The sequence below is a fragment of the Gordonia amarae NBRC 15530 genome, assembly GCF_000241345.1.
Classification (GTDB): domain Bacteria; phylum Actinomycetota; class Actinomycetes; order Mycobacteriales; family Mycobacteriaceae; genus Gordonia; species Gordonia amarae.
The window spans coordinates 92,655-106,996 of sequence record NZ_BAED01000069.1 but is presented as its reverse complement, the minus strand read 5'-3'; the positions used below and the strand labels follow the sequence as shown (position 1 = coordinate 106,996).

The window sequence follows — 14,342 nt, the reverse complement described above, 5'->3', positions numbered from 1 at the left end:
GGGTGCGAGCAGCACCCGGTGTCCGAGGTATGAGGTGATGGGAGCGGGATGGCTGCGAGAGTCCGGCGGCGGCGAATCGGAACAGGGTTCGCACTGTTGACGGCAGTCGTCACGCTGGTGGTGTCGGCCTGCTCCGACGGGCACACCGACGTCCGGTCGGTGTCGGCGTGGGGCTGGTCGAGCTACGGCGGCAACTCGTACAACTCCAACTTCGCCTCCCCGCAGATCCCCGACGACCTCGAACTGCGCTGGTCGCGCCCCACGGGTGGGCCGATCACGGCGCCGCTGTCGATCTCCGGCAACGGCAACATCGGGATCACCGCGACCACGGACAACGGCTGCAATCTGTTCATCTTCGACCCGCGTCAGGGCCGCAAGAACTACTGCAAACGCCTGCAGGACGGGGCCGCCACCAACACGCTGCTCGTCGACCAGTACGACCAGCCGTATGTCGGCGAGAAGGGCCTGTTCATCGCGTTCAACGCGGGCGGCGCGATCCGCTGGCGCGTCCCGACGATCGGGGTGCCGCGCTCGGCCCGCTTCGCCGACCGCGGTGTGGTGCTGGTGGCCACCACGCAGGGTCAGGTGTTGCTGCTCAATTCGCAGACCGGCGACCAGGTGGCCCCCGAGCTACGGCTGCGCGACGACGCCAACCTCGACGACCCCGGGTTCGGGTACGGCGATTGCGTCACCGACGGCCCGCAGTGCCCGGTTCCGGCACCGCCCGCGGTCGACGCCGGCCGCAGTCGCGCCTACCTCAACGTGTGGCCCGGTGGAGCACGCGAGTCGAAGCTCGTCGCGCTCGACTACGGCAAGCAGAACGGCGAACGCACCATCCGCGAGGCGTGGTCGGCGCCGGTGTCCGGCGGGATGATCGGACCACCCACCCTCTCCGCCGACGGCAACCGCGTCTACGCCGTCTCCAAGTCAGGCACGCTGCATGCCGTCGACACCGTCACCGGCAAGGACGTGTGGACGTACGAACTCGGCGAACACGGCTTCGCCACCCTCAGCGTCTCCCCCGGCGGATTCATCATCCCCACCGGTTCGGTCGGCGCTCCGCTGACGCTCCTGCGCGACACCGGCAATGCCGCCGAGCAGGTGTGGCAGCGCAAAGACCTGGCCGTCGTCAGCCTCTCGACGCTCACCGCGCAGGGCACCGCCTGGACCGTCGTCCGCGATCCGGGCAGGGATTCGCTGTCGCTGACCGAGGTGGCCGTCGACGACGGCAAGACCCTGAAGACGATCCCGATGCCGGGATCGACGGGCTTCGCCACCGGAGTCGCGGTGTCGGCGACGGGGCAGGTCGCCACCGCCACCCACATCGGCGAGGTCTACCTGTTCGACTCCGCCGCGAACCGCTACTGACCGGGCGTCAGCCGCTCGGTATCGGCACCGAGCGCAGGCGCGGGCCCGGTGCGGTAGTGCTCGCCGTCGAAGGCTGCGGGCAGCCCGGCCGCCAGATACTCGCCGATGCCCGGTTGATCGAGGACGGCGAACAGCGGATTGCCGGTCAGGTCGTTCACGGCGACCTCGGTGAAGTCGCGGTAGCGCTCCGACAGCACCGACGACGACGCCAGCGCCTGCTCGGCTTCGTCGGTGGTGTGGCGGGCGAACCAGGCCGCGAACAGCGGTGTGAGCACCCCGCGATGCAGGTACCGGTCACCGTCCTTGGCGAAGTCTGCGCCCAGGGATTTCTCGACGGCGGCGACCGCTTCGGTGGTCCCGGTGAGCGTCACCAGGTCCCGGAAGTGCCGTGGGGTGAGCGCCACCAGCATGAACCGCCCGCCGTCGGAGGTGACGAAGTCGGTGCCGTAGGTGCCGTACACGTCGTTGCCGGTGGCCGGGCGGGACTCGCCCTTGACCTGTGGTTCGGTCAGGTAGCCGAGTGTTCCGGCGATCGCGAGCGCGGTGTCCTCCAACGGCAGCGTGATCCGCGCCCCCTCCCCGGTCTGTTCGCGGCGACGGACCGCCGCGGTGATCGCGAGCGCCGCGTACAGGCCGCAGATCACGTCCCAGGCGGGCAGCACGTGATTGACCACCCCGGCGGGCTTGCCGTCACCATCGAGCGGTCCGGTGATCGAGGGAAAGCCGATGCCCGCGTTGACCGTATAGTCGACGCCCGGTGATCCGTCGGTGCGGCCGAGCAACTCCAGGGTGATCACATCGGGTCGCAGCGCGGCCAGGGTGTCGTGGCTCATCCAGGACCGGCCTCCGGCGTTGGTCACGAGAATGCCGCCGCCGGAACCGGATCCGGTCACCAGATCCCGCACCAGCTGCTGGCCCTCCGGCGAGCGCAGGTCGGCGGTCACCGATTTCTTGCCCCGGTTGAGTCCGGTCCAGTAGATGGAGTGCCCGTCGTCGGTGATGGGCCAGCGGTTGACGTCGGCGGCGCCGCCGACCGGGTCGACACGGATCACCTCGGCGCCGAGCTGGGCCAGGGTCATCCCGCACAGGGGTGAGGCGACAAAGCTGGAGACCTCCACCACGCGCAGCCCGTCAAGGGGACGCCCACTCATGCCATCACCGCCCGGAATCGCCAGTCCAGCACATCTCTTGTGCTGCCGTCGGATTCGCGCGCGAACACACGCGAGCGCAATGTCAGGACACCGCCGGATTCGCCGGCGACAGCGTCCTCGACGTGGAGTTCGCTGAACAGGGTGTCCCCCTCGTGGACGGGTCCGGTGTGATCGCACGAATCCCACGACGCGACGGTGACCAGATTCGGCAGGGCTCGGGTGGCCTGCGCGAGCGCGAGGCCGATGGTGTGGCCGCCGTAGACGAGACGCTTTCCGGCGATGTGCTGATCATGGTGTGTGGCAGCGATATTCAGCGTCAGGCGGGCCAGTTCCGGCGCACTGGACACCACATCACCGCTCGACAGGTACACATTCCCGGAGAGGTCGGTGCTGAAATGTTGTCCCGGTACCAGTTCCCGGTACCGTGCCAGGTCCCACGGCGGCAGCACGGGTTCGGGAGCATCGGCCGGGCCGACGGTCGTGAGGTCGTCCGCGTGCACCGTGCGGCCAGGGCCGGCGTCGGCCGACAGCGGGATCATCGCGCAGCGGTAGAAGTCGAGCACCACCGCCCCGTTCTGGTCGACGGTGACCATGTGCAGTGCGGCCAGGCCGGTGGGCGCCCGGCCGGGTTTGGCCGAGTTCTCCTTCAGCCCGACGACCTCCGCCGTGGTGGTGAGGGTGTCGCCGATCAGCGGATACCGCAGGAAGCGCAGGCCCCGGTAGAACAGATTCGCCTTCACATGATGGGTGACCAGCGTCGACTGCCCGATCGCGACATCGCAGACAAGACCGGGATGGGCGGGCGTACCGCCGCCGGTGACCTGCTGCGACAGTGCGGCATCGAGCGGCATCCGGAGGCGGTCCCCGAGGATCGCCTGGTGGGCCGCGGCCAGGCCGTCGGTCAGCGTGATCGACGGCGCACCGTCGAAGATCTGCCCGCGTGACAGGTCGTCGAAGTACGGCCCGCCTACCTGGATTGTCTTCTCACTCATCGTCTTCCATTCGATCGAATCGCCGTGCCGACGCCTCGTTTCGAGGCTCCAAGACTGCACCTCGACCGACGAGGGGCCGGGTTGCCACAAATGTACGGCCAATAGCGGCCGGCGTGGTAGCCACTGCTTGACAGATGGCCGAATCCGGCAACAATATGGCCGTACAAATCGAATGCGGCGTGAGGTGTCAGGTGAACGCAACGGAAGATCTCAACCCCGAGGAAGCACTGCTCGTCGAGACGGTGCGCGCGTTCATCGACCGCGACGTCAAACCCACCGTGCAGCAGGTCGAGCACGACAACCTCTACCCCGCGGCGTGGATCGAGCAGATGAAACAGCTCGGCATCTACGGCCTCGCGGTGCCCGAGGAGTACGGGGGCACACCGGTGTCGATGCCGTGCTACGCGCAGGTCACCCAGGAGCTGTCCCGGGGCTGGATGAGCCTGGCCGGGGCGATGGGCGGGCACACGGTGGTGGCCAAGCTACTCACCCTGTTCGGCACCGCCGAGCAGAAGCGAAAATACCTGCCGCGCATGGCCACCGGCGAGCTGCGCGCGACGATGGCACTGACCGAGCCGGGTGGCGGCTCGGACCTGCAGGCCATGTCGACGGTCGCCCGCGCCGACGGCGACGACCTGGTGATCAACGGGTCGAAGATGTGGATCTCCAACGCCCGCCGTTCCGGCCTCATCGCCCTGCTGTGCAAGACGGACCCGAAGGCGCAGCCACGGCATCGGGGTATCTCGATCGTGCTCGCCGAACACGGCCCCGGCCTGACCGTGTCCCGCGATCTGCCGAAGCTCGGCTACAAGGGTGTGGAGTCGTGCGAGTTGTCCTTCGACGACTACCGGGTGCCCGCAGCGGCGATCCTGGGCACCACCCCGGGAAAGGGCTTCGCGCAGATGATGAAAGGCCTGGAAACGGGCCGTATCCAGGTGGCCTGCCGCGCGCTCGGTGTGGCGACGGCAGCGCTGGAGGACTCGCTGCGGTACGTCCAGGTGCGCGAATCGTTCGGGCAGCCCATCTGGAAGCACCAGTCCGTCGGCAACTATCTGGCCGACATGGCCACCAAACTCAGCGCCGCTCGGCAGCTCACCTGGCATGCGGCACGCCGTTACGACAGCGGCGAACGCTGCGACATGGAAGCCGGTATGGCCAAGCTGTTCGCCTCCGAGGTGGCGATGGAGATCGCCCTCAACGCCGTCCGGATCCACGGCGGCTACGGCTATTCGACGGAGTTCGACGTCGAACGCTATTTCCGGGACGCTCCGCTGATGATCGTCGGTGAGGGCACCAACGAAATCCAGCGCACCGTGATCGCCGGGCAGCTGGTCGCCCGCGGCGGTATCTGAGGCTTCCCCGGTGAACGCACCGGAACCGTCCGAACCCGCGTACCGGTCGCTCGCCGCCGAATTGCGCGGCCGGATCGCGGCCGGACAGTATCCGGAGGGAGTGCGGCTGCCCACCGAGGCCGAGCTGGCCACCGAGTTCGGGTTGAGCCGGCAGACGGTGCGCCGGGCCTTCCTGGAGTTGGTCGGTGACGGTTCGGTGTACCGGATTCCCGGGCGCGGCACCTTCGCCCACGAGAACGCGGGACGCTATCTGCGCCAACTCGGTTCGATCGAGGATCTGATGAACCTGTCCGCCGACACCGAGATGCGGGTCGTCGAACCCCCTTCGCGCCGAGTCGATCTCGAGGCTGCGGGCCGGCTGCAGCTCGATACCGACGTCGTCTGGCGGATGCTGTTCACCCGATCCCACGACACCGTCCCCTTCGTGCTGACTACGGTGTGGTGGCCCGAACCCGTCGCCGAAGTGATCGCGGGACGGCCGGAGGTCGCCGCCGGTGCGGTCAGCGAACACACGATGATCGGCCTGCTCGAACCGCATCTGGCCGACCCGATCTCCGAATGTGTCCAGTCCATCACCGCCGCCACCGCCGACGACCGGGTCGCGACGGTGCTCGGCTGCCCGCCGGGGCACGCGGTGCTGCGGGTGGACCGGCTGTACAAGAACACCCACGGCCAGGGCGTCGAACTCGCGATCAGCTATTTTCTGCCCGAGCACTACACGTATCGGGTCACCCTCCGCAGGTCCGGACACAGCCCGACGTAGTCAGATTCACCCTGGATTCGGGCCGCGCACGCCAGGCTCACAGATGAAGCCGACACCTTTGCGGCCGATTCTGGTGAGCACCAACGACAACGACCGCGATCCCTTGGGCTTGAGACGTTTGCGCAGCACGTCGGGATCGACGTCCAGACCGCGGACCAGGATTTCGAGGGTGCCGCAGTCGAGTGCGTGCAGCGCCTTGCGTAATGCCTTGTCCGACACCGTGACCTGCTCGATGATGCGGAACCCCCGCCCGGCCTCCGGAACGGAATCACCGGTGAGGTAGGCGATCTGCGGGTCGAGCTGCCACAGCCCGTGCCGGTGCGCGCAATGCCGTACCAGCCCGGCCCGCACGATCGCGCCGTCCGGGTCGACGATCCACTCCCCCGGCTCGGCGGCCAGAACGTCGTCGGCTTCGTCGTCGGTGATCTCGTACCGCGACACCATGCCGTCGCCGTTGCGCAGGACGGTGGCCCGACGTAGCGCTCGCGTGCCCGGGCCCGACCACAGGCAGGTTTCCCGTACACCGCCGTCGAGGGAGGTCACCTGCACTTCGCCGTCGAAGCCGAACTCGTCGCGCAGGCTCTGATAGTCCAGTCCCGGAGCGCATTTCACGATCAGCGGGCGTCCGGCGTACACGGTGAACAGGTCCAGCAGCGGCGGGGTGAGCTGGTCGAGTCGGAACACCCGCCCCGACCCGGTGCGTCGCGCCGGGTCGGCGATGATCACATCCGCCGACGACGTGGGTGTGAGCGCATCGGCCCGCAGCAGCACCGTGGGCGCCGACAGCTCGACAGTCGTAGCATTGTGCCGGGCCATGGCGACCCGCACCGGGTCGATGTCGCTGCCGATCACCCCCGCGACACCGAGCCGCAGCGACAGCTCCATGACCTCGGCCCCGATCGAGCAGGTGACGTCGTGCACCACCGAATCGGGGTACCGCCGGATGATCTCCACGGCGCGCGTCTGCGCCACCGGCCACGCCGTCGCCTGCTGCACACCATCGTCGGTCAACAGCAGTTCGTCGGGGTGGCGCAGTTTGGCGCGCGCCTTACGCCGGCAGGTCACCGTCTCGATGAGTGCGGCGTCGAAAGGTGCGTAGCGGCCCCGCAATTCGCCGATATCGGCAATCATCGACGACCGGCTCAGTTCCAGATCCGACGCCGCCGCCAGCGCGCCACGGCCGGCGCCCGAACGCAGGAAGGCGACGTCGTCGGGGGTGAATGAATAGCCCAACGCGCCGCCTTTTCCGTGATCGAACGTCAGGCGTCTGACGGTTCGCCCGGCTTCACACCGGTCACCACCACGTTGTAGAAGAATTTCTGGGGAACGACCTTGCGCAGGACGTTCTCGTCCAGCCAGGTCATCTTCTTCCAGCCACCGAACGCGAAACCGGCCCAGCCCCAACCGAGTTTGTCGGCGGGCACGGCCGCCTCGAAGGTGCGCACGGGCCAGCCGAGCATGGCCGCGGCCAGCTCCTCGGTGGCCGTCTTGACCTCGGTTGCGCCGGCGCTGCGGGCGATGCCGGCGAGATCGTCGGGATCGAAGGTGTGGATGTCCACCACCGCCTCCAGGGCCGCGGCGCGCGAGGACTCGTCGAGCTCCTCCTGCGGACGTCGCCACGACTGCAGCGGGCCGAACTTGGTGATGTTGGTGGTGGCCCACCAGGTGGCGCGGCTCATCCAGCGGGCGTAGAAGTCACCGATGGTGGACGGTTCACCGGCGAACACGAACCGGCCGCCCGGCTTGAGCACCCGCAGTACCTCGCGCAGCGACAGCTCCACGTCCGGGATGTGGTGCAGCACAGCGTGTCCGACGACCAGGTCGAAGGTGTTGTCCTCGTAGGGGATCTTCTCGGCGTCGGCGACACGGCCGTCGACGTCCAGACCCAGGTTCTCGGCGTTGCGCAGCGCGACCTTGACCATGCCCGGAGACAGGTCAGTGACCGAACCCTTCTCAGCCACCCCGGACTGCATCAGGTTGAGCAAGAAAAACCCTGTGCCACAACCCAGTTCCATCGCCCGGCCGTACGGCAGCGGCGCGTCGGTTATTGCCGCATCGAAACGACCACGGGCATAATCGATGCAGCGCTCGTCGAAGCTGATCGACCACTTCTCGTCGTACGTTTCGGCTTCCCAGTCGTGGTAGAGCACCTGGGCGAGCTTGGTGTCCTTGAGCGCCGCCTGCACCTGCTCCTCGGTGGCGTGCGGATTGGGTTCGGGATCGATGGTGGGTTCGGTCGTCATCGTCTCAGCTTTCTTCATGGGTACTACGGAGTGTGTGGTGCCGGTCCCGGTAACCGGAATTGTCAGCGGCCGACGAACTCGGCCTTGCCGGGCCCGTTCTCGATGAACGAGGCCATACCGATGGACCGGTCCTCGGTGGTGAACAGGGTGGTGAACTGCTGTTCCTCGATCTTCAGGCCCGTCGCGAGGTCGGCTTCCAGGCCCTGGTCGATGGCGGCCTTCGCCGCCGCGAGCGCCACCGATGCGGCACCCGCGAACTGACCGGCCCACGTCAGGGCGGCGCTGTACACGTCGTCGGGTGCCACCACCTCATCGACCAGGCCGATCGCGAGGGCTTCCTTCGCGTCGACGAAGCGGCCGGTGTAGATCATGTCCTTGGCCCGCGACGGCCCGATCAGCCGGGCGAGCCGCTGGGTGCCGCCGCCACCGGGAATGATGCCGAGCAGGATCTCCGGCAGGCCCAGCTTGACGTTGTCGCCGGCGATACGACGGTCGGCGCTCAGCGCCACCTCCAGGCCACCGCCGAGTGCGTAACCGGTGATCGCGGCGACCGTCGGCTTGGGGATGGCCGCGACCGACCCGAGGTCGGCCTGCAACGGACCGGCGACCTTGACCATCTCGGCGTAGTCGAGGTCGTTCATCTCCTTGATGTCGGCACCGGCGGCCAGCACCTTCGGCCCGCCGTAGACGACGACGGCCTTGATATCGTCGCGCACCGTCGCCTCACGCGCCGCGGCGGCCAGCTCCGCCTGCACCTGCCGGTTCAGCGCATTCATCGGCGGACGGCTCAGCGCGATCGTGCCCACGCCGGGATGATCCGCAGAGGTTTCGAGGGTGACAAACTCGGCCATGGACACCGAGGCTACCGTTCCGGCGCCGTCAGGCAACCCTCGGGTTAGCCCACACTTGCCTTATCGAATGGCTTACGGGATCCGTCGGCACGGTTGACTCACTCACCTGCCGTGACCGCACCGGGCCACTACAGTGGGCCAGGTGGGCACACAGGCCGCTGATGCCGTCGAACTCGCGGTGGGCGAACGCACCGTCCGGCTGTCGAGTCCCGGGCGCGTCTACTTCTCCGAACGCGGCGATACCAAACTCGACCTCGCCCACTACTACCTGTCCGTCGGCGACGGCATCGTGCGGGCGCTGCGCGAACGGCCCTGCATGCTGCACCGCTTCCCCAAAGGCGTAGACGGCAAGAAGGTGCACCAGAAACGCATCCCCGCCGGCGCCCCGGACTGGCTGGAGACCGTGCAGTTGTGGTTCCCGCGGTACGGGCGCACCGCCGACGAACTGTGCGTCACCGAACTCGCATCCGTGATCTGGGCGGTGCAGATGTCGACGGTCGAGTTCCACCCGTGGAACTCCCGCCGCGCCGACCCCGAGGTCCCCGACGAATGGCGCATCGACCTCGACCCGATGCCCGGCTGCGACTGGGCCCGCATCCGCCGCGTCGCGCACGTCGTCGGCGAGGTTCTCGACGACCTCGGCATGCGCGGCTTCCCCAAGACCTCCGGCGGCCGCGGCATGCACATCTATGTCCGCATCTGCCCCGAGTGGGGTTTCGCCGACGTCCGCCGCGCCGCCCATGCGTTCGCCCTGGAGGTGGAGCGACGCGCGCCCGCCGACGTGACGACCGCGTGGTGGCGCAAGGACCGCGACCAGTCGGCGGTGTTCGTCGACTACAACCAGAACACCCGCGACCACACGATGGCCGCCGCCTACTCGGTGCGCGGCAACCCGCGCGGCACCGTCTCGACCCCCATCGCCTGGGACGAGATCGATGACGCCGAACCCGACGACTTCACCATCGCCACGGTGCCCGACCGCTTCGCCCGTCTCGGCGACCTGCACGCCGACATCGATGACATCTCCCACCGCATCGACGAACTCCTCGAGTGGGCCGACCGCGACAACCTCGACAGCTGATCAACCGGTTGATCAGCCCTCTGCTCGTCGCTTGCGCTCCTCGCACCTCAACCAGCGGTCACGTATCTGGGTCTTCCCCCAGCCGCATGAAGGCTGCGAGGTAGTCGTCGGCGCCGTCGAACTTCATGCCGTAGGGGTCGTCGAGTTCGTCCTCGCCCACCACCTCGACAACCCGCTCCGCGGCAAACGCGTCGGCGACGGTCGCGTGCCTGCTCAGCTCACGCAGCCGCGCCCACGTCGGCGGCAGCAGCGAATGCACGCCGCGCGACCAGGCGTCGAGGGCGTCGACGGGACGTGCCCACGCCGACGTCGACGCCTCGGAGGTGGAGCCGTCGGCCTCCTGGCCGTCGGGCAGTGCGGCCAGGAAGAAGTGGGTGCTGTAGCGCCGTTCCGATACCGGTGGGGTAATCCAATGTGCCAGTGGCGCAAGCCAATCGGCACGCAATGTCAAATTACGGCCGCGCATGAACGCGCCGAACGACAGGTCCTTGGCCACCAGCGCGGCCCGGTCCCCCGCCACCTGCTCGCGGGCGGGTACCCGGCCGTCGGCCCCAGTGGCCAGCAGCACACCGCATTCCTCGAACGTCTCCCGCACCGCCGCGACGACCAGCATCCGGGCGGCCACCGGATCGGCGCCGAACCGCTCCGCCCACCACGCCGCCTCCGGGCCGGACCAGTCGAGGCCGGTGTCGTCGGCGGCGTCGACACCACCGCCCGGGAACACCGTCATCCCGGCGGCGAACGCCATCTCTGGCACCCGCCGCAGCAGGAACACCTCCATGCCCGACGATCCGTCACGCACCAGGACCACGGTCGCGGCATCGCGTGGCGTGGCGATCACCTCCGGCAGCGGCAGCGTCTGCTTGCCGGCCTCGATGAGCCACCTATCAAGGGACTGTTCCTCACCCATGCGCGTTGACGGCGGTCAGCGCGACGCGTCGGACGGCAGCCGCCCGTCGAGTTCGACGAAGTACTTGTCCGAGTGCGGGAACCGCAGACCTGACATGGTGGCCGTGGTGGCGTCCGGCATGATCATCGAGATCTCGCGGGGCTCGGCGAGCAGCTCGGCGACGGTCTCGAAGCGGGCGATCTCCCGCAACTGCGACCAGGTCGGCGGCAACACGAAATGCTGCTTGTCGACCCACCGGTTCAGCGCCTCCCGCGCCGACAGCCAGCCCGCCACCGACACCTCCGACGTCTCGCCGTCGGCATGCTGCCCCTCGGGCAGCGCCGCGACGAAGAAGCGGGTGTCATAGCGCCGCTTCTCGATCACCGGAGCGATCCAATGTGCCAGTGGTGCAATGAGATCCGCCCGCAAAGTGAGTCCGTTGGCGGCGAGGAAACCGGCCAGGGACTCAGACTTGTCGACGAGCTGGGCCCGCGCATCGGCGAACACCCCGGGTTCGGGGAAGCGCCCGTCGGCGTCGGTGGCGAACAGCACCCCGCATTCCTCGAAGGTCTCGCGGACCGCTGCGCACACCAGCGCCTGCGCGACGGGTTCGGTGGCCCCGAAGGTCCGCGCCCACCAGTCCGCGTCGGGACCGCTCCACGAGATGTGCGCCTCGGCGTCACGGGCGTCGACACCACCGCCGGGGAACACGGTCATCCCGCCGGCGAACGCCATCGTCTTGACGCGCCGCTGCAGGAACACCTCCACGCCGTCGCCGCCGTCGCGGATCAGGACGACGGTGGACGCGTCTCGCGGCACCGCGGGCTGCGCCGGGATTACCGCACCTGTGTCGGGATCGACTGACTGCTCTGCCATGACCGCACCTCCTGCACTCGTCGCCCAGGTATCAGGAGACGTTCCCTCGACACTATCGGGCCGACCGATCGCCCGTTCGGTAGAGGTCGGCAAAAGGGTCCGACGTCAGGCCCGGCGGTGGCCGCCTGCCCGCCGGCTGCGGCGTGCGAAGAACCTGCCACCCGACTTCGACAGGGTGATCTGCTGCCGGAACGCCGTCGACAGATTCTTGCTCGTCAGCACCTCCGGCAGCAGACCCATCGCGATCACGCCGCCCTCGGACAGGATCAGCGCGTGGGTGAAGCCCTCGGGGATCTCCTCGACGTGGTGGGTGATGAGCACGGTGGCGGGGGCATCGGGGTCCTTCGCCAGAACCTCCAGCCGGGCGACGAGTTCCTCACGCCCGCCCAGGTCGAGTCCGGCGGCCGGTTCGTCGAGCAGCAGCAGTTCGGGGTCGGTCATCAACGCCCGCGCGATGATCACGCGTTTGCGCTCGCCTTCGGACAGGGTGCCGAACACCCTGTCGGCGAGGTGTTCGGCGCCCATCGACTCCAGCGACTCCACGGCCTGGTCTCGGTCGACGTCGTCGTAGCGCTCCTTCCACCGTCCGAGCACCGCATAGCCCGCCGACACGACCACGTCACTGACCACCTCGTTGTCCGGAACCCGTTCCAGCAGTGCGGGACTCGCGACCCCGATGCGGGTGGTCAGTTCGCGCAGCTCGACCCGGCCGAGTTTCTCGTTGAGCACGAACGCCTCGCCCGTGGTCGGATACAGCTCGCCCGCGGCCAGCCGCATCAAGGTGGTCTTGCCGGCTCCGTTGGGTCCGATGATCACCCAGCGCTCATCGAGTTCGACCTGCCAGGACACCGGGCCGACAAGATTTTTCCCGTCCCGGACCACGGACACATCCCGAAAGTCGATGAGCAGATCGGGATCCGATTCGGGGGTCGCGTCGGATTCGGCGGCAGCGGCGGCATAGGGCGAGGTCACGGTGTCCATGTTGCACTACCGCACCGTCCCGCGTACCCCGGCACGCGGAATATGTCGGGGCCGGTTCTCCTTGACCCCTATATGCCCGTTGATCTTTCGATTCTCGATCTTGCACAGGTGGGACGATCCGAAACCGTCGCGTCCAGTTTCGCCGCGAGTGTCGACCTCGCCCAGCGCGCCGAGCAGTGGGGCTACTCCCGCATCTGGTACGCCGAGCACCACAACATGTCGACGATCGCGTCGTCGGCGCCCGCCGTACTCGTCGCCCATGTGGCCGCCCACACCAACACCATCCGGCTCGGCGCGGGCGGTGTGATGCTGCCCAACCACGCCCCGCTCACCATCGCCGAACAGTTCGGGACGCTCGCCGAGCTGCACCCCGGCCGCATCGATCTGGGATTGGGCCGCGCCCCCGGCAGCGACCAGAAAACCTTCGCCGCGCTGCGCCGCACCATCGCCGACGCCGACCGCTTCCCCCAGGACGTCCTGGAATTGCAGGGCTACCTGACCGGGCAATCCCGCGTCGAGGGGGTCAGCGCGACGCCCGGCGCCGGCACCGACGTTCCCCTCTACATCCTGGGTTCGTCACTGTTCGGGGCGCAGATGGCCGCCGCTCTGGGCCTGCCCTACGCGTTCGCCTCGCACTTCGCCCCGCAGGCCCTGACGGATGCGGTGGCCCTGTACCGCAGCGAGTTCCGGCCGTCGGCGGTGCTCGCCGAACCGCATGTGATCGCCGGCGTCGGAGTGATCGCCGATGATGACCCCGATCGGGCGGCCGCCCAGTTGGAGGCGGCCAAACGGGCCCGTGTCAACGCACTGTTCAAGCGGGACCGCGCCTTCACCGACGAGGAATGCGACGCCATCCTGACGATGCCGCAAGGCCGCCAGATCGAGCAGATGATGACCTACTGCGGCGTGGGCACACCCACACAGGTGCGCGACTACCTCGACTGGTTCGCCGGTCACGCCGACGCCGACGAGCTGATCCTCGCCTCGTTCGCCCCCGATCGTGAGGTGTGGCGCAATACGTTCGCGCACCTGGCCCCGGTGGCGGCGCCGGTCGCCTGACGGCTCCCGCCTGATACCGCCTAGCGGAGCTCGGCGATCACGGTGACCGAGCCGGGCGCGATCTCGGTGAACCCGGCATCGCGCACGGCAACCGCCTCACCCCGGGCGTCCGCCGCCAGTAATCCGGCCCACCGCTCGGTGGTCGCCTGGCGCACCGCCAGCGGGCAGCCGTCGGCGCGCCAGCGCAGCGCCGACTCCCGGGTCATCAGCCGCACGGCCAGCATCGATCCGTGCCCCACCTGGGCGGCACACTTGCCGACGGTCATGTCCAGGTGGGGGCTGAGCCACAGCACCACACCGGACGGCGCGTCGGACGGCAGTTCGCCGGGTACGTCGGTGCCGCCGATCTGCAGCTTGCCGATCCTGCGGTCGATGTCGCCGACCCGGCCGGGAACGTACGCCCGGGCCTGCGCCTGGCCCTCCGTCGCGGTCACGCCCCACACCTGCTGGGCCGCCTCCCACTGCGCACCCCGCGCGCGCCGGGCGATCTTGCGGATCCGGGCATCACACCAGGCGTCCATCGGCACGACCCACGGGCCGTCGCCCTCGGTCCGCTCGTCCAGGCACAGTAGCGCCGCCGATCGGGCGGCGGCCGTCAGCAGGTCGGCGCGGTCCGGTGGCGTTGCCTTCTCGATGCGCAGCACCATCTGCATCGCGAGCACGTCGGCGGGGTCGGGCGGATCGTCGTGCCCACCGACATAGCGGGTCAGCCGGGTGTACGCGTCGGCGCTCATGC

At 68.7% G+C, this 14,342-nt stretch carries 14 protein-coding genes; 5 read left to right on the top strand and 9 right to left on the bottom strand.

From position 1 onward, the window contains the following. Positions 1 to 48: 48 nt before the first annotated feature. Positions 49 to 1,368, top strand: a complete 1,320-nt coding sequence (locus tag GOAMR_RS20605) for an outer membrane protein assembly factor BamB family protein (protein ID WP_005192520.1) — start codon at positions 49 to 51, stop codon at positions 1,366 to 1,368. On the opposite strand, the gene GOAMR_RS20600 is transcribed toward GOAMR_RS20605, so the two are convergent. Together GOAMR_RS20600 and GOAMR_RS20595 are read right to left on the bottom strand one after the other, a co-directional pair. Next, positions 1,362 to 2,519, bottom strand: a complete 1,158-nt coding sequence (locus tag GOAMR_RS20600; RefSeq protein ID WP_005192519.1) for a CoA transferase — start codon at positions 2,517 to 2,519, stop codon at positions 1,362 to 1,364. The two genes, GOAMR_RS20605 and GOAMR_RS20600, sit on opposite strands and share 7 nt — an antisense overlap. Continuing rightward, entirely contained in the window at positions 2,516 to 3,511 is a 996-nt protein-coding gene (locus GOAMR_RS20595; protein ID WP_005192518.1) for a MaoC family dehydratase, read from the bottom strand. Before GOAMR_RS20595 ends, GOAMR_RS20600 begins: the two co-directional genes overlap by 4 nt. A 155-nt stretch (positions 3,512 to 3,666) precedes the next feature. On the opposite strand from GOAMR_RS20595, the gene GOAMR_RS20590 reads away from it, so the two are divergent. Both GOAMR_RS20590 and GOAMR_RS20585 read left to right on the top strand, forming a co-directional pair. Next, positions 3,667 to 4,863, top strand: a complete 1,197-nt coding sequence (locus GOAMR_RS20590) for an acyl-CoA dehydrogenase family protein (RefSeq protein ID WP_050942831.1) — start codon at positions 3,667 to 3,669, stop codon at positions 4,861 to 4,863. Between the two features lie 10 nt (positions 4,864 to 4,873). Further along, on the top strand, positions 4,874 to 5,626 hold the full coding sequence (locus GOAMR_RS20585; RefSeq protein WP_005192516.1) for a GntR family transcriptional regulator: 753 nt from the start codon (positions 4,874 to 4,876) through the stop codon (positions 5,624 to 5,626). A 6-nt stretch (positions 5,627 to 5,632) separates the two neighbouring features. Here the strand turns inward: GOAMR_RS20585 and GOAMR_RS20580 are convergent, their stop codons facing one another. The 3 genes from GOAMR_RS20580 to GOAMR_RS20570 all read right to left on the bottom strand — a co-directional run bounded on the left by GOAMR_RS20580 (position 5,633) and on the right by GOAMR_RS20570 (position 8,720). Continuing rightward, entirely contained in the window at positions 5,633 to 6,859 is a 1,227-nt protein-coding gene (locus GOAMR_RS20580; RefSeq protein ID WP_005192512.1) for a class I SAM-dependent methyltransferase, read from the bottom strand. A 26-nt stretch (positions 6,860 to 6,885) separates the two neighbouring features. After that, positions 6,886 to 7,869, bottom strand: a complete 984-nt coding sequence (locus tag GOAMR_RS20575; protein WP_005192511.1) for a class I SAM-dependent methyltransferase — start codon at positions 7,867 to 7,869, stop codon at positions 6,886 to 6,888. Between the two features lie 62 nt (positions 7,870 to 7,931). Continuing rightward, positions 7,932 to 8,720: an enoyl-CoA hydratase-related protein gene (locus GOAMR_RS20570; protein WP_005192510.1), complete on the bottom strand. Its 789-nt coding sequence runs from the start codon at positions 8,718 to 8,720 to the stop codon at positions 7,932 to 7,934. Between the two features lie 133 nt (positions 8,721 to 8,853). On the opposite strand from GOAMR_RS20570, the gene ligD reads away from it, so the two are divergent. Then, positions 8,854 to 9,801 (top strand): non-homologous end-joining DNA ligase, encoded by a 948-nt coding sequence (ligD, locus tag GOAMR_RS20565; protein ID WP_005192509.1) that lies wholly within the window; start codon positions 8,854 to 8,856, stop codon positions 9,799 to 9,801. A gap of 58 nt (positions 9,802 to 9,859) precedes the next feature. On the opposite strand, the gene GOAMR_RS20560 is transcribed toward ligD, so the two are convergent. From GOAMR_RS20560 to GOAMR_RS20550, 3 genes are all read right to left on the bottom strand, one after another. Then, the gene (locus GOAMR_RS20560; RefSeq protein ID WP_005192508.1) at positions 9,860 to 10,711 is read right to left on the bottom strand and encodes an NUDIX hydrolase; all 852 of its coding nucleotides are present in this window, start codon (positions 10,709 to 10,711) and stop codon (positions 9,860 to 9,862) included. Between the two features lie 15 nt (positions 10,712 to 10,726). Next, entirely contained in the window at positions 10,727 to 11,566 is an 840-nt protein-coding gene (locus tag GOAMR_RS20555) for an NUDIX hydrolase (protein WP_005192507.1), read from the bottom strand. A gap of 105 nt (positions 11,567 to 11,671) precedes the next feature. Continuing rightward, complete coding sequence (locus GOAMR_RS20550; protein ID WP_005192506.1) at positions 11,672 to 12,547, bottom strand: ABC transporter ATP-binding protein; 876 nt, start codon at positions 12,545 to 12,547, stop codon at positions 11,672 to 11,674. Between the two features lie 72 nt (positions 12,548 to 12,619). On the opposite strand from GOAMR_RS20550, the gene GOAMR_RS20545 reads away from it, so the two are divergent. Continuing rightward, positions 12,620 to 13,606, top strand: coding sequence for an LLM class flavin-dependent oxidoreductase (locus GOAMR_RS20545; RefSeq protein ID WP_005192505.1), 987 nt, complete (start codon positions 12,620 to 12,622; stop codon positions 13,604 to 13,606). A 20-nt stretch (positions 13,607 to 13,626) separates the two neighbouring features. Here GOAMR_RS20545 and GOAMR_RS20540 read toward each other — a convergent pair whose 3' ends face one another. Continuing rightward, on the bottom strand, positions 13,627 to 14,340 hold the full coding sequence (locus GOAMR_RS20540) for a peptidyl-tRNA hydrolase (protein ID WP_005192502.1): 714 nt from the start codon (positions 14,338 to 14,340) through the stop codon (positions 13,627 to 13,629). Positions 14,341 to 14,342: the final 2 nt, after the last annotated feature.

What these genes read in the sequence shown, in the direction of transcription:
- GOAMR_RS20605 (WP_005192520.1), top strand. Translation starts at nt 49, where the DNA reads ATGGCTGCGAGAGTCCGGCGGCGGCGAATCGGAACAGGGTTCGCACTG.
- GOAMR_RS20600 (WP_005192519.1), bottom strand. Translation starts at nt 2,519, where the DNA reads ATGAGTGGGCGTCCCCTTGACGGGCTGCGCGTGGTGGAGGTCTCCAGC.
- GOAMR_RS20595 (WP_005192518.1), bottom strand. Translation starts at nt 3,511, where the DNA reads ATGAGTGAGAAGACAATCCAGGTAGGCGGGCCGTACTTCGACGACCTG.
- GOAMR_RS20590 (WP_050942831.1), top strand. Translation starts at nt 3,667, where the DNA reads ATGGCCGTACAAATCGAATGCGGCGTGAGGTGTCAGGTGAACGCAACG.
- GOAMR_RS20575 (WP_005192511.1), bottom strand. Translation starts at nt 7,869, where the DNA reads ATGACGACCGAACCCACCATCGATCCCGAACCCAATCCGCACGCCACC.
- GOAMR_RS20570 (WP_005192510.1), bottom strand. Translation starts at nt 8,720, where the DNA reads ATGGCCGAGTTTGTCACCCTCGAAACCTCTGCGGATCATCCCGGCGTG.
- GOAMR_RS20560 (WP_005192508.1), bottom strand. Translation starts at nt 10,711, where the DNA reads ATGGGTGAGGAACAGTCCCTTGATAGGTGGCTCATCGAGGCCGGCAAG.
- GOAMR_RS20555 (WP_005192507.1), bottom strand. Translation starts at nt 11,566, where the DNA reads ATGGCAGAGCAGTCAGTCGATCCCGACACAGGTGCGGTAATCCCGGCG.
- GOAMR_RS20550 (WP_005192506.1), bottom strand. Translation starts at nt 12,547, where the DNA reads ATGGACACCGTGACCTCGCCCTATGCCGCCGCTGCCGCCGAATCCGAC.
- GOAMR_RS20545 (WP_005192505.1), top strand. Translation starts at nt 12,620, where the DNA reads ATGCCCGTTGATCTTTCGATTCTCGATCTTGCACAGGTGGGACGATCC.
- GOAMR_RS20540 (WP_005192502.1), bottom strand. Translation starts at nt 14,340, where the DNA reads ATGAGCGCCGACGCGTACACCCGGCTGACCCGCTATGTCGGTGGGCAC.